Source organism: Bacillus sp. 22446 (genome assembly GCF_052044955.1).
Taxonomy (GTDB): domain Bacteria; phylum Bacillota; class Bacilli; order Bacillales; family Bacillaceae; genus Bacillus; species Bacillus altitudinis.
Genome location: NZ_JBQEOD010000008.1, coordinates 75346 through 93838, shown reverse-complemented (window position 1 = coordinate 93838; position 18493 = coordinate 75346). Strand labels below are relative to the sequence as shown.

21 protein-coding genes and 1 other annotated feature are annotated in these 18493 nt (G+C 40.1%); of the genes, 17 read left to right on the top strand and 4 right to left on the bottom strand.

The window, feature by feature from the left end:
• Window positions 1-2: 2 nt before the first annotated feature.
• The 3 genes from ACTJJD_RS14985 (at window position 3) to ACTJJD_RS14975 (ending at window position 2599) form a co-directional block, all read left to right on the top strand.
• On the top strand, window positions 3-797 hold the full coding sequence (locus ACTJJD_RS14985) for an MBL fold metallo-hydrolase (protein WP_007497388.1): 795 nt from the start codon (window positions 3-5) through the stop codon (window positions 795-797).
• A gap of 81 nt (window positions 798-878) precedes the next feature.
• Window positions 879-2066, top strand: coding sequence for a S1C family serine protease (locus ACTJJD_RS14980; protein WP_440608597.1), 1188 nt, complete (start codon window positions 879-881; stop codon window positions 2064-2066).
• A 68-nt stretch (window positions 2067-2134) separates the two neighbouring features.
• Window positions 2135-2599 carry a GNAT family N-acetyltransferase gene (locus ACTJJD_RS14975; protein WP_242731362.1) on the top strand — a complete coding sequence of 155 codons (465 nt, stop codon included), beginning with the start codon at window positions 2135-2137 and terminating at the stop codon, window positions 2597-2599.
• Window positions 2600-2638: 39 nt separating this feature from the next.
• Here the strand turns inward: ACTJJD_RS14975 and ACTJJD_RS14970 are convergent, their stop codons facing one another.
• The gene (locus tag ACTJJD_RS14970) at window positions 2639-3520 is read right to left on the bottom strand and encodes an ABC transporter ATP-binding protein (protein ID WP_242731360.1); all 882 of its coding nucleotides are present in this window, start codon (window positions 3518-3520) and stop codon (window positions 2639-2641) included.
• Window positions 3521-4210, bottom strand: coding sequence for an ABC transporter permease (locus ACTJJD_RS14965; protein ID WP_008347476.1), 690 nt, complete (start codon window positions 4208-4210; stop codon window positions 3521-3523).
• Between the two features lie 192 nt (window positions 4211-4402).
• Window positions 4403-4673: a binding site (T-box leader), on the top strand.
• Between the two features lie 112 nt (window positions 4674-4785).
• Here ACTJJD_RS14965 and ACTJJD_RS14960 point away from each other — a divergent pair.
• The 10 genes from ACTJJD_RS14960 (at window position 4786) to ACTJJD_RS14915 (ending at window position 15667) form a co-directional block, all read left to right on the top strand.
• The gene (locus tag ACTJJD_RS14960) at window positions 4786-5646 is read left to right on the top strand and encodes an SAM hydrolase/SAM-dependent halogenase family protein (RefSeq protein WP_041508072.1); all 861 of its coding nucleotides are present in this window, start codon (window positions 4786-4788) and stop codon (window positions 5644-5646) included.
• 14 nt (window positions 5647-5660) lie between these two features.
• A complete protein-coding gene (locus tag ACTJJD_RS14955; RefSeq protein ID WP_041508071.1) occupies window positions 5661-6218 on the top strand; it encodes an ECF-type riboflavin transporter substrate-binding protein in 558 nt (185 codons plus the stop codon).
• Between the two features lie 19 nt (window positions 6219-6237).
• Window positions 6238-7953, top strand: coding sequence for an ABC transporter ATP-binding protein (locus ACTJJD_RS14950; protein WP_440608596.1), 1716 nt, complete (start codon window positions 6238-6240; stop codon window positions 7951-7953).
• Window positions 7944-8774: an energy-coupling factor transporter transmembrane component T family protein gene (locus ACTJJD_RS14945; protein ID WP_440600381.1), complete on the top strand. Its 831-nt coding sequence runs from the start codon at window positions 7944-7946 to the stop codon at window positions 8772-8774. Before ACTJJD_RS14950 ends, ACTJJD_RS14945 begins: the two co-directional genes overlap by 10 nt.
• A gap of 161 nt (window positions 8775-8935) precedes the next feature.
• A complete protein-coding gene (locus tag ACTJJD_RS14940) occupies window positions 8936-9106 on the top strand; it encodes a CxxH/CxxC protein (protein ID WP_008360116.1) in 171 nt (56 codons plus the stop codon).
• An 80-nt stretch (window positions 9107-9186) separates the two neighbouring features.
• Window positions 9187-9666 carry a 23S rRNA (pseudouridine(1915)-N(3))-methyltransferase RlmH gene (rlmH, locus tag ACTJJD_RS14935; protein ID WP_041508068.1) on the top strand — a complete coding sequence of 160 codons (480 nt, stop codon included), beginning with the start codon at window positions 9187-9189 and terminating at the stop codon, window positions 9664-9666.
• A 63-nt stretch (window positions 9667-9729) separates the two neighbouring features.
• Window positions 9730-10356 (top strand): EcsC family protein, encoded by a 627-nt coding sequence (locus tag ACTJJD_RS14930; protein WP_234805340.1) that lies wholly within the window; start codon window positions 9730-9732, stop codon window positions 10354-10356.
• A gap of 552 nt (window positions 10357-10908) precedes the next feature.
• A complete protein-coding gene (locus ACTJJD_RS14925) occupies window positions 10909-12633 on the top strand; it encodes a DUF262 domain-containing protein (protein WP_079920274.1) in 1725 nt (574 codons plus the stop codon).
• 287 nt (window positions 12634-12920) lie between these two features.
• Window positions 12921-14750, top strand: coding sequence for a hypothetical protein (locus ACTJJD_RS14920; RefSeq protein WP_242731354.1), 1830 nt, complete (start codon window positions 12921-12923; stop codon window positions 14748-14750).
• 68 nt (window positions 14751-14818) lie between these two features.
• Complete coding sequence (locus tag ACTJJD_RS14915; RefSeq protein WP_242732015.1) at window positions 14819-15667, top strand: MBL fold metallo-hydrolase; 849 nt, start codon at window positions 14819-14821, stop codon at window positions 15665-15667.
• Between the two features lie 69 nt (window positions 15668-15736).
• On the opposite strand, the gene ACTJJD_RS14910 is transcribed toward ACTJJD_RS14915, so the two are convergent.
• Window positions 15737-15979, bottom strand: a complete 243-nt coding sequence (locus tag ACTJJD_RS14910) for a hypothetical protein (protein WP_242731352.1) — start codon at window positions 15977-15979, stop codon at window positions 15737-15739.
• 14 nt (window positions 15980-15993) lie between these two features.
• A complete protein-coding gene (locus ACTJJD_RS14905) occupies window positions 15994-16242 on the bottom strand; it encodes a hypothetical protein (RefSeq protein WP_025208306.1) in 249 nt (82 codons plus the stop codon).
• A 100-nt stretch (window positions 16243-16342) separates the two neighbouring features.
• Between ACTJJD_RS14905 and ACTJJD_RS14900 the strand changes: the two genes are divergently transcribed.
• The 4 genes from ACTJJD_RS14900 (at window position 16343) to ACTJJD_RS14885 (ending at window position 18482) form a co-directional block, all read left to right on the top strand.
• Window positions 16343-16933, top strand: coding sequence for a Crp/Fnr family transcriptional regulator (locus tag ACTJJD_RS14900; RefSeq protein WP_242731348.1), 591 nt, complete (start codon window positions 16343-16345; stop codon window positions 16931-16933).
• A gap of 71 nt (window positions 16934-17004) precedes the next feature.
• On the top strand, window positions 17005-17346 hold the full coding sequence (locus ACTJJD_RS14895; RefSeq protein ID WP_242732013.1) for a darcynin family protein: 342 nt from the start codon (window positions 17005-17007) through the stop codon (window positions 17344-17346).
• A 105-nt stretch (window positions 17347-17451) separates the two neighbouring features.
• The gene (locus ACTJJD_RS14890; protein WP_025208303.1) at window positions 17452-17958 is read left to right on the top strand and encodes an LURP-one-related/scramblase family protein; all 507 of its coding nucleotides are present in this window, start codon (window positions 17452-17454) and stop codon (window positions 17956-17958) included.
• 17 nt (window positions 17959-17975) lie between these two features.
• A complete protein-coding gene (locus ACTJJD_RS14885) occupies window positions 17976-18482 on the top strand; it encodes a hypothetical protein (RefSeq protein ID WP_017368423.1) in 507 nt (168 codons plus the stop codon).
• Window positions 18483-18493 lie beyond the last annotated feature (11 nt).

The window sequence follows — 18493 nt, the reverse complement described above, 5'->3', positions numbered from 1 at the left end:
ACATGAGCTTGCAGTTCAGTGTACTAGCGAGCGGAAGTACGGGGAACGCTTTTTATTTAGAAACAGACGAGCATGCTTTTTTAGTAGATGCGGGCTTAAGCGGCAAACAGATGGTAGAGCTGCTTGGTCAAATCGACCGAAAGCCAGAAGACTTGGACGGAATTTTTGTCACACACGAGCACTCAGATCATATTAAAGGACTTGGTGTGATGGCAAGAAAGTACAAGCTTCCTGTCTATGCAAATGCGAAAACATGGAAGGCGATGGAGTCACATATTGGGAAAGTGGATACGGAGCAGAAATTCCACTTTGATATGGAGACGGTTCAATCATTCGGCGGTCTCGATGTTGAATCATTTGGCGTATCACATGATGCGGCAGAGCCCATGTTTTACGTATTCCATTATGGCGGGCGTAAACTTGCCCTTATGACGGATACAGGCTATGTGAGTGACCGGATGAAAGGGATTATTAAATCAGCCAATACGTTCGTATTTGAGAGCAACCATGATGTCGGCATGCTGCAAATGGGGCGCTACCCATGGAGCATTAAACGCAGAATTTTGAGCGATGTCGGACACGTATCCAATGAAGATGCAGCTCTTGCTATGACAGACGTGATTGGAGACGCCACCTCACGCATTTATTTGGCCCACTTGAGTCAAGACAACAACATGAAGGACTTAGCCCGTATGGCGGTCCAGCAGACGCTTGAAATGAAGGGCTTTGTTGTAGGGGATGGCTTTGATTTATATGATACGGACCCGAAAAAAGCAACCCCACTTTGCGCCGTATGATTTTTACAATCGTATGATTAAGATAAGAGCTTCTTACCAACACTATATACATCATCTATTCACTGAAAGGAAGGAAACATAGTGGATTATCGCGATGTAGAGTGGAAGCCGAGACGAAGCAGAAAAGGATATTTCCTATCTGGTCTGATCGGTGTATTGGTAGGAGCTTTTTTAATGGGATTCTTTTTCCCCTATGTGTCTGGACAGAGCGGCAGCCCCTTTGGCTGGCAGTCAGCTGGAGACCAGCAGGCATCAGATGGCCCTTTAAAGACCGTCAATGTGAACGTGAATGATGCGGTCACAAAAGTGGTATCGAGTATGTCGGATACAGTTGTCGGCGTCATTAACATTCAAAAGTCGAGTTTTTGGGAAGAAGGCGGTGAAGCAGGCAGCGGGTCAGGTGTGATTTATAAAAAAAAGGGAGACATCTTTTATATCGTGACCAACCATCATGTCATCAAAGGCGCAAACCAGCTTGAAGTGAGCCTTCAGGACGGGACAAGGATCGGGGCAAATCTTGTCGGCAGTGATCAGCTGATGGATTTAGCGGTACTCACGGTCAAAAGTGATAAGATCAAGAAAACCGCCGCCTTCGGCAATTCAGACCATGTCAAACCAGGTGAGCCGGTCATCGCCATCGGAAATCCATTAGGCCTTGAATTTGCTGGCTCCGTCACACAAGGTGTGATTTCTGGAACAGAGCGTGCGATCCCTGTTGATTCTAATGGTGATGGACAGACGGATTGGAATGCGGAAGTTTTGCAAACGGATGCCGCCATTAATCCTGGGAACAGCGGCGGAGCCTTGATTAATATGGACGGCAAAGTGATCGGCATCAATTCAATGAAGATTGCTGAGTCAGAGGTGGAAGGGATTGGGCTGTCTATTCCTGCGAATCTGGTGATCCCTGTCATAGGGGATTTAGAGCGCTATGGAGAGGTGAAGCGTCCGTACCTTGGTGTTGGGATGAAATCACTAGCAGATATTGCGAGCTATCATTGGCAGGAAACGTTAAAACTGCCATCAAAGGTCACAACCGGAGTCGTCGTGATGAGTGTCGAGCCTTTGTCTCCAGCAGGGAAAGCAGGGTTAAAAGAGCTGGATGTCGTGACGTCGTTTGACGGCAAGGAAGTACAAAACATCGTCGATCTGCGTAAATATCTTTATCAAAAGAAAGTAGGCGACAAGGTAAAGGTGCAATTTTACCGAAGCGGAAAGAAAAAATCAGTCGAGATCAAACTCTCCCAAACCGATCAGTTCGGTGGCTAGCCAGTTCCTATAAGGGACTGGCTTTTTTTACATGCCCGGCATATGATAAAGAAAAGGGGGAGATACGATTGGTCACATTACTACCAATGTCGCAAACAGATTATGACGTCTTGATAGAGAAGGCCATTAAGCGGTACGCAGAAGAAAAGGTACACGCAGGGACATGGAATCAGGAAGAAGCGCAAAAGAATGCAGAGGAACAATTTGACCGGCTGCTTCCTGAAGGACTTCAGACAGAAGATCATGAGTTGTGGACCATCTTACATGGAGAAGAAGCCATTGGATGGGTATGGCTTTGCTATGATCCAGATCATCCCCAGCATGAAGGCTTTATTTATAATTTTATTTTGTTTGAAGCGTATCGAGGAAAAGGGTTGGCAAAACAGGCCATGGCGGCATTAGAAGAGCAGGCAAAGTCATTAGGTGTGAAGAAACTATCGCTGCATGTCTTTGCCCATAATCAAATCGCCCGCTCACTTTATGAGAAAACGGGATTTGCTGAGACTGGGATTTACATGAGTAAACCTTTATAAAAAAAGAGAAGTACCGTGCAGAGAGCGTACGGTACTTTTTTATGTGGACATCATGGCATCTTGCGCCGTGACTCGGTATAGGTCGACTTTGCATTTCACAAACGCACGGATGATGGCTGGGACTTGAGCTTCTGAACGAATCAACAATGAGGTCTCGTCATCTCTGATCACAAGGTCTGTTCCCACACTTTGTAAGTACTGCGTGAGAACAGGCTTCACCTCATCATCAATCCATGCATGCTTGAAGGTGGCACGAATGGTTGAGGACGTGATGGTTTTCTCTTGAGGATGAGTACTTGAGGACACGACTTTTCCTTCAGATATGAAAGCTGTTTTGGTACAAATAGGTTGGGTGAACCTTGGCTCGTCTGCTGTTAAAAAGACGGTTTTTCCTTCGAATTTTAACGATTCAATCACCCGCTGGATATGTAAGATAGAATCTGCATCAATATCCGCAAAAGGCTCATCAAGTAAAATAAAGTCAGGCCGATGAGCGATGGCCTGAGCCATTCCGAGCCGCTTCTTCATCCCAGGTGTAAAGGCACCGACTTTCTCTTGATGATAACGATGTAAGCCAACAAATTCGAGTAATTCTTCATAATAGCTCGTTTTCTGGCGAGTACCCGTAATTTTCGATAAATAGGCAATATGCTCAATAGCAGTCAGCCCTTCATATAAATCTGTATATTCAGGCAGAACACCGATATGATGACGTACTTTTTTTAACGACGTCATGTTCATCATGATAAACGTGCCAGAGGTGGGGCGGGAGATCCCTGTAATGATATTAAAAAAGGTCGTCTTACCAGCATCCTTCGGTCCAATGAGGCCGAAGATATCCCCTTGATGGATATCAAGATCAATATGATCTATTGCGACTTTTGTCCGATATTTTTTTGTCAGCCCTTTTGTGTGAAGCACTTAGACATCCCTCCTCTGAAACAGTAGTGCAGTTCCAACGAGTAAGACAACAGTCAATGCGGCATTCATCAGCACATAGGTCAGCGGTTCACTCCAGCGCGCATAATAATAAGGCGTCACGTATTGGAACCAGTGAATCAACCGTTCTGAAGAAAGAACAGACATCATGCTCATGATTGGAAATAGAAAGGAAAACAACATGCCAACAAACATCGATTTCTGTGGTGTTGGAAAGAGCATGGACAAAAACAAAGCACAGGAGATGCCGACACTGATAAACGTTAATATTTTTAAGGCATCAGAGAACAGAAAACGATGTGAAATCACCATATTTAATATATATGTGGTCATAATGCAACTGAGCCAAAACAGCATCAGCCCAAGATATTTCCCGATGACAATGTTTAAACGGGTCGTTTTGCTGACGAGAAAACGAATGGTTTTCAAATGAATTTCGCGGCTCAAAATATCATGAGATAATAAAAAAATAAGGAAGAAACCAAATAACGAAATCACTAGTTCATTCCCAATGGAATAAGGGTCCTTTGCCTGTTCCCACTTCCCTTGATAAGCAGCTATAAATGGAAGACTTGATACAAAAGTAGATAAAATGAAAATAATAACAATTGTTAAGATGGATTTTGTGCTTTTGAAGAGCTGCTTAAATTCATTCATACAGATGGTCCACACAAACTGTACCTCCCTTCATCTTTATTATACCGCTAGAAAAGAAAGACACCATATCTCGCTCTTTAACATTTGCTTAAATTTTATAAAAAAGAAGACTCTTCCAGAACAGTTAACTCATTTTTAAAAATGTTCAGAAAAATATCTTGATTTATCAAAAAACATCATGTATGATAGCTTTAATTCAAGATAGTTAAACAGGCAATGACGAGAGAAAGTACAATCATCAATTTTTCCACAGAGAGCTTCGGCAGCTGAAAAGAAGCAAAAATAATGATTCGAAAAATGGTCTCTGAGCCTCGTGCTGAACATATCCATGATATTAGTAGGTGACGACGAGAGTTGGTACTCGTTATCAAAACCACAGTATATGAGCCAAATTGGAGCTTTGTACTTGTAGAGGCTGTTTAGCGCGAGCAAACAGTAAATAAAGGTGGTACCACGAGACAAATACCTCGTCCTTATGATTCATAGATAAGGATGGGGTATTTTTTATTGTCCACTTTTTTTTCATACAAATGTTCAAATGTTCCACGTGAAACACCACAACCATTTTTTCAAATGAAAGGGAGATTAACATGAGTGAACATGCATTGGTTTTACAATCAGATTTCGGTATTGATGATGGAGCGGTCAGCGCAATGTACGGCGTAGCCAATACAGTGAGCAACGGCATCCGCATTTTTGATTTAACTCACAACATTCCCCAATATGACATTTGGGAAGCGTCTTATCGCTTGCTTCAGACGGTTACATATTGGCCGGAAGAAACGGTATTTGTCTCCGTTGTTGATCCAGGCGTTGGATCAGAGCGAAAGAGCCTTGTCGTCAAAACAACAAGCTCACACTACATCATCACACCTGATAATGGGACACTTACGCATGTCGCACAGGATATTGGCATCGTGGAGGCTCGGTATTTAGATGAAACCATCAACCGTCTGCCGAAGTCAGGAAAATCACATACATTCCATGGTAGAGACATTTACGCCTATACAGGCGCGAGAATTGCTTCAGGTGTGATTTCTTTTGAAGAGGTCGGGCCAAAGGCGAATATAGAGGACATTATTCACCTTCCAGTCGTACAAGCTTATGCGGAAGAAGAAGTGATCACAGGGACGATTGATATTTTAGATGTGCGGTTCGGAAACCTATGGACAAACATTCATCATACGTTATTTGAACAGCTTTCAATCAATTATGGGGATGCAATAGAAGTTACCATTGCCAACGGGCCAAAAAATGTGTATAAAAATATCATGACCTATGGACGATCTTTTGCCGATTTAAAGGTAGGCGAACCACTCGTATATGTCAATTCACTCGATCATTTAGGCGTGGCGATCAATCAAGGGTCATTTGCAAAGGCTTATAACATCGGTACAGGCACAGGCTGGCGCCTTTCGATTCGCAAAGCTCCGCGCATTATATACGAATAAGAGGAGGAAACATCATGGCAGGTAAACAACTTTCAACGAAAACTGTCGTTGCCATCGGAATTGGCGCAGCCGTCTTTGTCATTTTAGGACGCTTCGTCTCCATTCCAACTGGGATTCCGAATACACAAATTGAAACATCGTACGCGTTCCTTGCGTTAATGGCCGTGCTATTTGGTCCTGTTGCAGGCGCATTGATTGGATTTATTGGTCATCTCATTAAAGATGCCACCACATTTGGACCTTGGTGGAGCTGGATTATCGTTTCGGGTGTTGTTGGTTTATTGATCGGCCTCATTTCGAACCGTTTAAAAGTAGAAGAGGGCGACTTTGGCTGGAAAAAAATCACGCTCTTCAACGCCGTCCAAGCCGGCGCACAAGCATTAGGCTGGTTTGTCATTGCGCCGGTACTCGACATTGTGATCTATGCAGAACCTGCAAATAAAGTGTTTGTTCAAGGCATCGTAGCAGGAATCTCAAACATCATCACAGTCGGTGTACTAGGCACCATCATCATTGCGGCTTATGCGAAAACAAGAAGCAAAAGCGGCAGTCTATCGAAAGAAACATCATGAAGCAAGGTGGAACACATAAATGAAGAAACCGATGATTCAATTCGAACATTTCGGATTCAAGTATCGCAGTCAGGCAGAACCAACATTGAAAGATATCAACCTGACCATCTATGAAGGAGAAAAAGTCCTCATCGCAGGCCCGTCTGGATCGGGAAAAAGCACACTAGCCCATTGTATCAATGGGCTAGTTCCTGCGTCTTATAAAGGTTCTATGGAAGGAAGTCTTCACATCGGCGGGAAAAATGCAGAGAAAGAGAACATTTTCTCTCTTTCACAGCTCGTCGGAACGGTACTGCAAGATCCTGATGGACAATTTATCGGGCTGACCGTTGGAGAAGATATCGCGTTCACACTAGAAAATGATCAAGTCGCACGCGAAGAAATGAAAACACGTGTCGAGAAAGCGGCAAAATTAACAGAGGTAGACGGCAAACTGGCATCATCCGTGCATGAGCTGTCAGGCGGTCAAAAACAACGTGTCGCCATCGCAGGCGTACTTGTCAACGATGTCGACATTTTGCTGTTTGATGAACCACTGGCAAGCCTTGATCCCGCAACAGGTAAAGAAGTGATCGATCTCATTGACCGTCTGCAAAAAGAAACGAAAAAAACGGTCGTGATGGTGGAACATCGATTGGAAGACGTCCTCTTCCGCCATGTCGACCGCATCATCGTTGTCAATGACGGCACGATTGCAGCGGATATGACACCAGATGAATTGCTCGCCTCAAATGTATTAGAAGCGGCGTATTTACGTGAGCCTTTATATGTGAGAGCGATGAAATATGCAGGAATTCCGATTGCAGCAGGAGATCAGATCGCTAATTTACAGCATCTCACCTTAAATGACGAGGCAAAAGAGAAAATCGAACAATGGATGGAAGCATCTGAGCCATCAGTCGAGCAGAATGCAGCGCCGGATTTACTAGAAGTGCGTGAGCTGAGCTTTGATTATCCGACAAGACCAAACACGCTGAGCAACATCTCTTTTACCGTCAAAAAAGGAGAAATGATCAGCATCGCCGGTGCCAATGGCGCAGGCAAGACGACACTATCCAAGGTGCTCTGCGCATTTGAAAAGCCAACAAAAGGGACAATCCTTTTAAATGGCGATGACATCACAGGAGACACCATCAAACAGCGCTCCGAACGAATCGGTGTCGTCATGCAAAACCCAAATCAAATGATTTCAAAACAAATGATTTTTGATGAAGTAGCACTCGGTCTCGTTTTAAGAGGCGTGAAGGAAGACGACATCAAAGAACGAGTGGAGCGAGTCTTAAAAGTATGCGGACTGTATCCATTTCGAAATTGGCCGATCTCAGCCCTCAGCTTTGGACAGAAAAAGCGCGTCACCATTGCATCCATTCTTGTGTTAGAACCAGAAATCATCATTTTAGATGAGCCAACGGCCGGTCAAGATTTTAGACATTACACAGAGATGATGACGTTTTTAGAGCAATTAAATCAGCAGGGCGTCACGATTTTGATGATCACCCATGATATGCATTTGATGCTCGAATACACAACAAGAACCATTGTCATTTCAAATGGAGAAAAAATCGCAGATGATACACCAGCCAAAGTGCTGACAGATCAGCTGCTAGTCCAAAAGGCGAGCTTAAAAGAAACGTCGCTGTATGAACTGGCGCTAAAAGCAGACTGGCCGAATCCAAATGAACTCGTGGATCGCTTCATTGAGGTTGACAGAAAGGAACGAATGACATGGCTGTAGACATGCTGTCTTATATCGATCGCCCATCGCCAATTCACCGGCTGACAGGGGCAACCAAACTCATTTGCTTTATCCTCTGGTCATCCGCAGCGATGCTCACATATGATACAGGCGTATTAGTGTTTATGCTAGTTGCCAGTATCGTGTTCTTTCAGCTATCAAACGTACGATTTCGTGATATCTCTTTCGTAGTGATTGTCTTGGCGATTTTTCTTGTCATCAATAACATCGCCATTTACGTCTTTGCGCCTCAGCAAGGTGTCGCCATCTATGGAGCGAAGCACGAGCTGTTTCACATTGTAGGCTGGTACAATGTCACACTTGAACAGCTTTTCTATCAATTGAACATTACACTGAAATACGTGACCGTGATGCCAGCGGCGCTTTTATTTATCGTGACAACAAATCCAAGTGAATTCGCCTCATCGCTCAGCAGAATCGGGGTCAGCTACCGGATTTCGTATGCGGTAGCGATTGCTCTGCGCTACATCCCAGATATTCAGCGTGATTTTCGAACGATTGCCATTTCTCAGCAAGCAAGAGGCATTGATTTATCGAAGAATGAAAAACTGGGAAAACGGATTAAAAATGCGCTGTCGATTGTGATGCCGCTGATTTTCTCCAGCCTAGAGCGGATTGAAACGATCAGCAATGCGATGGAATTGCGCGGGTTTGGAAAGCATAAAAAGCGCACATGGTTTACGGCGAAAGACTTTCAAAAAGCAGACTATGCGGCGTTAATCTTTGTTGGAACGGTACTGATTGTGTCGCTAGTGATTACATTTGTTAGAGGAACGAGATTTTATAATCCATTTTTATAGGAAGGAGCCTTCACAGGAGTGGAGGCTTTTTTATTTGGTTTGTGGATAAAAGGTGTGGAAAATGGTAAAAGACTATTAACATGTGAATAAATCGGTTATATTGAACAATGAGCGAAACACATGTGAATAACCAAACAACATATTGGAGGAATTAGAAACTTATGAACAAATCACTTTATGCTTGTGCAGAACATATAGAAACCGTACTAGACATGTACATAGATGATCACGAAACACCGCCAGAATTCAGAAAAATCGAACATACACACAGCTTATCCACAACCTGTGAATTGTGCGATGAACCTGCAATATATATAGTGGGGAACGAATGATCGGACACAAAATACACAAATTTTATCCACAATTGTTGATAACTTATATGAATAACTTGTTCTTAAGGTGGGGATGACCTGTGAATATATCAATTATCACAGTAGGAAAATTAAAAGAGAAATATTTAAAGCAAGGCATAGCCGAATACACAAAACGATTACAGGCATACGCAAAAATCGAGATCATTGAGCTCGCAGACGAAAAAGCACCCGAGAATCTCAGCGAGCAAGACATGAAAATCATCAAAGACAAAGAAGGCGAACGCATCCTAAGCAAAATCAACCCAGACGCCCACGTCATCGCCCTCGCCATCGAAGGAAAAATGAAAAGTTCCGAAGAATTAGCCGATACAATAGATAAGCTGGCAACATACGGAAAAAGTAAGGTGTGTTTTGTCATAGGCGGATCCCTTGGGTTAAGCGATGCTGTCATGCAGCGTGCGAATGAGAAACTGTCGTTTTCGAGGATGACGTTCCCGCATCAGTTGATGAGATTGGTGTTGGTGGAGCAGATTTATCGGGCGTTTCGGATTGTGCGGGGGGAGCCTTATCATAAGTAGATGAGGTTTACCCTATATAAAATAGCTTTTTCATTTGAAAGAAATATATTTGGGAGGAATATTGTGGCTAATCATCAATTGATAGAGAATAAAGTGGAGAAACTGTTGGATTGGGCTTATGAAAAGTCTATAAATGGATTGCCAGGGACGGATACAGCATATGAACTTGCCGAAAATTTTATGTCCAAGCATCATTCAACAGATAAAGCTATTAATAGTCTAGTTCGCTGGCAAAATGTTAAATGTACAACAAGTGGATTTTTAAGTGGGTTAGGAGGGGCAATTACCTTACCAGTAGCCATTCCAGCCAATCTAGCTTCAGTTATTTATGTACAAATGAGAATGATTGCTGCCATCGCTCATATGCGAGGATATGATTTAAAAGATGACCAAGTAAAAACATTTGTGTTTGTATGTTTAACAGGTCAAGCGGCATCAGATATACTAAAACAAGTTGGAATTAAAGCAGGTGAAAGAATTGCAAAACAGGCTATAAAGAAAATATCTGGGGAAGTTATTAAATCAATAAATCAAAAAGTAGGTTTTAGATTAGTAACTAAATTCGGAGAAAAAGGTGTTGTTAACTTAGGTAAGGTTGTACCTATAGTCGGAGGTTTTATTGGAGGAACAGTAGACGGGATTGGTACAAATATTATAGGGAAAACAGCTAAGAAGCTATTTGTTTCTTAGGTTGAGAGAAAAATTCATTTTTTAAAAGAGGTTTTTAAATGAATATTTCAACTCTACTATCTATAAAATATCCATTTGATAAATGAGGTATAAGGGAATCCAAGGTGAATAGCATTCTTAGTAATGAATTGCACAGATTCATAAAGGAGAAGAGAATAATTAAATCATTTGTTATTACTTTTATCTTATTACCCTCATTATTAGGAGCTGCATTGGCATTCACTGTAGAAATACTTCCTCTTATATGGAGTATCATTACACAAAAAAGGAACGAGCCTAGCTTTTAAAGATTTAGTCATTACATTAGTTTTAGGCTATATCTCATGTACCTGGTGTATATTCTATATAAAGTAATTATTCATAAATTTGTTAAAAGTAAAAAACCCAATTTAAATTATATAGATACCAATATGTCGAAAGAATGGATCTAAAAGCTTTTAGAGTTAGTGGTTATATATTAAAGCTTTTGCACCTTAATTAAAAAGGATAAATTTGTTGACTAGTTATGAAAATTTACATATATGAAGTGTAAGTATCGAAAGGAGAATATATGTGGCTACCACAATAGAAGTGAATAAACAGAGCGTTAAACAGTTATTAGAAACAGGGAAAGTGAACAAGTTTATTATCCCTGAGTATCAACGTCCCTATGCGTGGTCAGCTGAGCAAATCCAGACACTTTTTGATGATTTAGTGGAGTATACGAAAAATGGTAGTGAAAGTACTTATTTTCTTGGAACGATTGTTTCGTTCCAAAATGAGAATAATGAACAAGAGATTATAGATGGTCAACAGCGTATCACTTCTCTATTTTTGTTGCTTCGTGCACTTTACTCGAAGTTGGATTCAATGGCTCAGATGAAAGAAGTGGAAAATTTCAAGAGACAAATTGAATCAGCTCTATGGGAGCAGGATGAGCTCACTGCAGAAGTTAATTTTAAAAAACCCCTATTTGAATCTAGGGTCATAAGGGATGAGGGGAACAAAACATTTTTTAGCATTCTGGCTGACGGTATGATTGAGGAAGATGCGAGGGATAATTATTCATTGAACTACAGGCTATTTTTAAAATTAATAGATGGATTTAATTTGAATGAGCCTCTTTTGTTTTATAAATTCATCCTAAATGTTTTAAACAAGGCAATTTTACTCCCCATTACTGCTGATTCCCAAGATACGGCTTTAACTATTTTCTCGACTTTAAATGATAGAGGGCTTGCGCTATCTGATGCAGATATTTTCAAAGCGAAAATATATAATCATTTGGATAGTGAAGGAAAAGCAAATTTTATTGAAGAATGGCAGCAACTCGAAGAAGACGCTGGAAATGCAAAAGAAAGTATTCAGAAGTTATTCTATTATTATATGTTTTATTTAAGAGCACTAGAGAACGATAGAAACACTACGACTCCTGGTATAAGAAAATACTACTCAAGAAACAACTTTGAACAGCTATATAAGAAAGAGTTAATGGATAATTTACATACAGTGGCTAACTTATGGCTTGTTATCAATAATCGTGTTGAAATTGAAGGAGAAGACTGGTCTAAGAATATTGAAGTTAAACAGGCGCTAGACGGATTATCATCATATCCAAACGAATTTTGGAAGTATCCCGTAGTGATTTATTACCTTAAATATAGGTGTACAAAAGATTTTGAAGAACAATTCCTAAAGTTCCTGAGGAAATTATTGGCTGTTTTAGCATCAAGGTATATTGTGATACCCACTATAAACGCTGTAAAACGAGGCATCTTGAATTTAAATGCAGAAATTATGAGATCGTCTACTCCAACATTTAATTTTTCTCCTGTAGATCAACAAGAATTTAAAACAAAAATTAGGACTGCTCATCGAAATACTGTGCGTATGATCTTAAAGATTATTGCTTACCAAAAGCAAAAGGATTTATTGCCTGAAAACTGGGAAATAGAACACATTCTTCCTCGCAAATGGCAATCGAGTTATTTCCCAATTAACGCTGATCGGGAAGTAAAAGAGTTAGTGGAACATATAGGGAATAAAATCCCCTTTGAGAAAAAGTTGAACATAATTGCTAGTAATGGTTATTTTAAAAAGAAGCAAGAGAGTTACGAGAAAACAAAAGTTCAGATATTATTAGACCTCTCTCATCAGTATACTGATTGGGGAATTGATCAGATTCGAGAGAGAGATTATCGAATTTCTGACGAGTTGTGGAGAATTTTAAATGATTGGGGATTAAACCAATTAGAGTTTTCAATGCAAGGTAATCAATCCCATACTCTAACTGAATAGGTATTTGATTAAGAAGTTAGTGAGTAAATAAAAGAAAATGCTATGTATTTCTCCTTGAGTGAATTTTTTTGATAAACTGCATAAAAGAGAATTGAATGTTTTGAGATTTGCAATCCCCTCATTCATTTCTTAGTTCTAAAGACAACAAAAATGTATAGGGTTATTGTCCGCCAAAGTTTTATATTAGAAGGGTATGGAGAGTTATTTATTCCTCCATACCCTATTATTTAGAATTTAGGCATTCATAACGCAGATTAACATAGATAAATAGAAAAAAGGAGACTTCCATGAGCTTCAAAGCAGACTTTAAACGTGAAATACATAACGTAATAAAAGATGTAGAAAAAGAAATAAATAAAACATGGAAAATTGAATATAAAGGGCATTCTATAGAAATTACAAACCAAATAAAAGAAGAGCAACTAATCATTGATGGTGTGACAGTTGATAAAAAACAACGAAAAAGTTTATTGACTCATATGATCCCTTATTCAAAATTGTCAGGGATATTGGAGCTTCAAGATGGTACAAAACACAAAGTGTCCGTTAAACTTGGTGGGTATATACGATTTCGTTGTATTGTGAAAGTAGATCATGAAACAGTTTTAGATGAATCAATGAAGATAGACCTTCTACCATGGGATCATAAAGAGAGAATTGTTCCCTTTATTCAACAACAAATTCAATCACATCATAAAATAGTAGACGACCGTTTACCCGATGAAGATTATTTATTTGACGAAAATGAACCACGATTGGCTCCCGGTTTATCTGATTATTATGTAGATGAACGACCTGCCCCTTTTTATGTGAAGAAACTATTGAAGCTTTTTGAAATACAACTGAATCATCCTACAAACGAAACTAGAAAAAAAACATATGAAAAAATCATTTCTAACAATATGGCGAGTCGCAACAGTGAGCTAATTGAACGATTTCAGCAAACACAATGGGCTGAATCCCGTGTACAGCAAGAAGCGTTATGGCTTCTTGAACATGCGGCACATCGGGAGGTCGTCAAATTTGCAGTCATGATACTGGGATGTACAAACTGTGAAAAATACAAAGAGCTTTTATTCACAATAGGTATGCATGAAGAATTTACTTCTTATGTCGTGTTTGCATTGAAGAATGGCACAATTCAAGGAAACGAACATGTTTGGCGTCTTGCAAAGTCCGTCGATGGATGGGGAAAGATTTCGGCTGTTGAGCAATTGGAAGCCTCGACACCAGAAATAAAACGATGGCTACTAACAAAGGGCTGCGAAAATACAATCATGAATGAATACTTAGCTTATACTTGTGCTCTTAATGGTGATCTGGAAACAGCTTTATCAGAAGATGAAATTTCCAAAGAATTATACGATGGAGCGAGTCTCATCATTCAAGCATTATTAGAAGATGAGGTTTCTATCTACGGAATCGATGAGTATTCAAATGCAAGCTCAGTTCTCTGCCGATTTATTCACCATGCTCATAAGCACTGCCAAACAATTGAGGACTTTTATCCAATATTGAAAATAAATGAGTTTTTAAATGATGAACAAGAGATTTGGGAAGACCGATTGAATGATTCATGGAAACAGGACGATTATAAGGCTATCCAGGAAGCTGTTCAACCGTTTATCAATGACAGTAGATGGCCAAAGCTTGCAACCGATTCGTTACAACAGGGTTTTAGCTCCCAAGCACTTGAAATCGCTCTCTTTTATCGTTTAGATGTGATTGAGCATCTATTTGCTTTACTTGAGAAAGATCCGACAAATAGTGAAATATACTTTGCTGTGATGGACACAAATCATCACCAGCATATTAGAGAGCTTTGTACATTTGCAGAAACACATTTATCGTTATCTAACCTCTCAGATGATGAAGTGGCTTGTCTACAATATATTGTGCAAGATTTATATGAACACGACGGTGTAGGATTGCCATTGATTCAAGCTGCACTTAGATCAGATGATGGAAATTTACAGTATCATGCTTTAAGTGTATTAAAAGAATGGTCTCCTTCGTATTCGCAGCAAGCGGCCACAAGAGAATTGATTGAACATATTGCTGTGAAGACAAAGGATAAAGAAGATCGAAAGTTAGCCAAATACTTATTAAAGAAATAGGATTCGGTTTACCTTCGCACCACGAGAATAAAATCTAAGTATTAGAAAGCAGGCACACCATGCACACCATGCACACAATCAAAAAAATAGGCCAAACCTTCTCCTACATCACACCAGTATCACTCACCGACCGCCCCATCCTAGGCATGGTCGTAGGCAATAACAAAACATTAATGATCGATGCCGGCAACTCGGAAGATCATGCGAACTATTTTATCCAAAAAACTTTAAAACACGAGAATGCCACGCCCGATATGGTGGTCCTCACGCATTGGCATTGGGATCATATTTTTGGTCTACCGGCGTTGCCTCATGCGGTTTCAGTTGCTTCTGCAAAAACCAGAAAAGAAATGGAGAAGCTTCTTCCGTTTTCTTGGTCAGATGAGGCGATTGATGAGCGGGTGAGGGAAGGAACGGAGATTGAGTTTTGCGCGAAGGCGATAAAAGAAGAATATAAGAATCATCGAGACATTCAGGTGGTTTTACCGGATGTCACGTTTGATCGTCGGATGGAGATTGATCTTGGCGGGGTCACTTGTGTTGTGCAGCATGTTGGAGGCGATCATGCCGCAGATTCAGTGATCGTGTATGTGAAAGAGGAAAAAATCCTGTTTCTTGCTGATTGCATTTATCCGAAAATGTATGCAGAAAAAGTACATTATACGGTAAAAGAAATCTTGCGTCTTCTAGATGAGTTAGATGCTTTTGATGCGGATACGTATATTCCTTCGCATCAAAGACCGTGGACAAAAGAGGAGTTTCGTCAAGAAACAGACAAGCTTCGAACGATTGCGAAATACACTGGTCTTTATGGTGGAGATCAGGAGAGAATCAAGAGTGAATATCAAACACATGTGAACAGAGAACTAAAAGAAGATGAGTTAGAGACGATCGCTTATTTTGTAAATGGTTATTAAATAATTATGGTGACTAAAACAGAAAAAGTCTCATTTGAGTGATTTTCCTCAAACGAGACTTTTTTATTTCTATGGTAACCCTACAAAGTCTTCTGCATCACGAACTGTGACAGACATCTGTTTTGCATTCATAATAATAACACAATCCCAAGTCGGCTTTATTTGCAGTTCATCATTCTCGTCAATACGGATAATCCCTTTAAATTCAACCGTTTGTTCTAGAAAAACCATTTTCTTTTCTGTATCATCTTTGACGGCTGTTAAATGTTCAGGATAGTGAACGGTCCAATCATAAAAAGTGGTTTTCTTCATAGTTCCTCCTATTTTCATTCGTACACATCTCCGAATACTTCTTTTGTTTGCCGGATTGTCAGTGATTTATTGGTTGGATCAATTGAAATGACACAATCCCAAGTAGGTTTGATTTGTAGCTCGTTGTTGTCGTCTATCCAGATGATGCTATTTAGTTCAATGGATGGCTCTAAAATAACCATTTTCTTTTCATGATGATCGGTAATCGCTGTTAAGTCTGCTTGTAAATAGATGGTCCAGTCAAAAAAAGTGATGTTTTTCATTGTTTCTCCCCTCATCTTCGCTTATATTTCCATTATAACCTGAGTGTTTTCTGAAACCATTTTTTATCAATTCTTCTATTAATAGAGAGGTTACTTACAGATGGACAACATAACTGATCTATACGACACGTTCAAAACCAAAATATCGAAATATCCAATTGAACAAAATCATTGGCAAGCCTTTAAAGATGGAACAACGATTAAACAATTAAAAGCAGGTACATGCATGATCAAGGCTGGCGATCCAGTGAAGCATGCTTATTTCTGCATAACGGGGCTCTTCCGTCTCTTCTATTTGTTACCGGATGGAAGGGAGTACAACGTGGCTTTTACGTTGGAAGATGATTTTGCTACTTCTTATGCAAGTATGATCAACGGGCAGCCTTCTTCTTATTCGATTGAAGCGATGGAGGATTCTATCGTGATTGAAATTCCGTATGATCTGCTTCAAATGTTGATGGATAGAAGTCATATGTGGGAGCGGTTTGTTCGGGTGAGTGTAGAGAGGCTGTATACGAGAAAGGAAGAGCGTGAGAGGGAACTGCTATATTTGCCGGCAATTGAGCGATATCAGGCGTTTTTATTGAAATATCCCGGGTTACATCAACGTATCGCTCAATATCATATTGCCTCATATATCGGTATTTCTCCAGTTTCGCTGAGCAGGCTGCTGCATCCTGCTGAACATTAACCTATGTTAATGCACATTCTCTAGAACTGGCGTACAATCATCACATCATAGAAGAATCGAGGGGCTTGATGATGAAATATATGATGGTTGTTTTATTAGAGTTCTATCCATCTTGGCTTGCTTTACCACGAGAGGAGCGCAGAACCCATGCGGCTTCGCTGCAAGAATTGATGCAGAAATATGAGGAACATGTGACGGTGCGCTTTTTTGATGCTGAAGCTCTTCCAGGTAAGGATTACACAGATTTTGTGATGTGTGAAACGGATGACCTGAAGTTCTATCATTTTATGTGGGAAGAGATTAGAGATTCTATTCCTTACACAAGTGGTTATGTCAAAATTAAAGAAGTCATCAAGGGAATGGAAGATGCTTTTCAAACATATGAAAAAGAATCTCTGAAAATGGACCAGTAATCGAAAACCACCTGCTATCAGGTGGTTTTTTGCACATTCTATTTTTTGGTATAATCAGGGGTAAGGTAAGAACGGATAAATTTTTGAACTGAATCGGAGGTACTTATGAAGCAGCTGTATATGAAGCAAAAGGTATTTAGTCTGAGCGGCAGGTTTACGGTAAAGGACCAACAGGAAAATGATGTATATGTGGTCGAAGGCAGCTTTATGAAGGTGCCAAAGACGTTCACCATTTTGAATACAGAACGAGAAGTCATCGCTGTAATTACGAAGAAAATGTTTAGCTTTTTACCGAAGTTTTTAGTAGAAGTCGGTGGACAAGAGGTATTGACGATCAAAAAAGAGTTTACGTTCTTCAAAGCCAAATATTCAATTGATGCTGCTGGTATCGAAGTACAAGGGAACTGGTGGGATATGAATTTCCAAGTGCTGCAAAGCGGCGAAGTGATCGGTCAGGTAAAGAAGGAATGGTTTACTTGGGGGGATAGCTACAAGGTGGATATTTTGAAAGAAGAGATGGAGCCTGTGATGATTGCATTGGTTGTTGCGATTGATTGTGTGAAAGCGGATGAAGCAGCGTCTAGGTCTTCGTCGACGACGATGAATAATTAATTGGAGGGTTTAAAAAATTGGACAACCTCACCCGCATTTTAAGATTAAGAGATGCAGAGATATGGGAGTATGAATTTCTCGATAATAAAGACATCATCGTCTATTTCTCGATTACAGATTTAAATAGAAAAGCAACGATTCATGATAACCCTCTGGCTACTCAAGAAGAACTGGATGAAAGAGATAATTACATATCAATGGATGTGCACAGCCATCTAGATCTCAAGAAAACGCTAGAAGAAGATATATTTGATGACTTTATCACCAATATCTCAGCTTTAGTAGAGCATATGCATGATTTTCACAATGCGCATGTTTTTATTCATATGCATGTTCATGACAAAATCGAATTAACAGATTTTCAGTTAGAAAAAGATGAAGAGATGCATGGGGATGAAAAAGAACAACTCTATACATTTAAACGTTTATGGATTCAGCAGGCATGTTTTCAATTGGTCGAACAACAATTAAATCGAAAAATCACAGACATGTCTAACAGTAGGTTTTGCCAAGATCTAAAGTGAGGTGAGCAAAC

Excerpts from the sequence above, each read along its gene's own strand:
- ACTJJD_RS14985 (WP_007497388.1), top strand. The coding sequence starts at position 3 with ATGAGCTTGCAGTTCAGTGTACTAGCGAGCGGAAGTACGGGGAACGCT.
- ACTJJD_RS14960 (WP_041508072.1), top strand. The coding sequence starts at position 4,786 with ATGAGTGAACATGCATTGGTTTTACAATCAGATTTCGGTATTGATGAT.
- ACTJJD_RS14955 (WP_041508071.1), top strand. The coding sequence starts at position 5,661 with ATGGCAGGTAAACAACTTTCAACGAAAACTGTCGTTGCCATCGGAATT.
- ACTJJD_RS14950 (WP_440608596.1), top strand. The coding sequence starts at position 6,238 with ATGAAGAAACCGATGATTCAATTCGAACATTTCGGATTCAAGTATCGC.
- ACTJJD_RS14945 (WP_440600381.1), top strand. The coding sequence starts at position 7,944 with ATGGCTGTAGACATGCTGTCTTATATCGATCGCCCATCGCCAATTCAC.
- ACTJJD_RS14940 (WP_008360116.1), top strand. The coding sequence starts at position 8,936 with ATGAACAAATCACTTTATGCTTGTGCAGAACATATAGAAACCGTACTA.
- ACTJJD_RS14920 (WP_242731354.1), top strand. The coding sequence starts at position 12,921 with ATGAGCTTCAAAGCAGACTTTAAACGTGAAATACATAACGTAATAAAA.
- ACTJJD_RS14915 (WP_242732015.1), top strand. The coding sequence starts at position 14,819 with ATGCACACAATCAAAAAAATAGGCCAAACCTTCTCCTACATCACACCA.
- ACTJJD_RS14910 (WP_242731352.1), bottom strand. The coding sequence starts at position 15,979 with ATGAAGAAAACCACTTTTTATGATTGGACCGTTCACTATCCTGAACAT.
- ACTJJD_RS14905 (WP_025208306.1), bottom strand. The coding sequence starts at position 16,242 with ATGAAAAACATCACTTTTTTTGACTGGACCATCTATTTACAAGCAGAC.
- ACTJJD_RS14900 (WP_242731348.1), top strand. The coding sequence starts at position 16,343 with ATGGACAACATAACTGATCTATACGACACGTTCAAAACCAAAATATCG.
- ACTJJD_RS14895 (WP_242732013.1), top strand. The coding sequence starts at position 17,005 with ATGAAATATATGATGGTTGTTTTATTAGAGTTCTATCCATCTTGGCTT.
- ACTJJD_RS14890 (WP_025208303.1), top strand. The coding sequence starts at position 17,452 with ATGAAGCAGCTGTATATGAAGCAAAAGGTATTTAGTCTGAGCGGCAGG.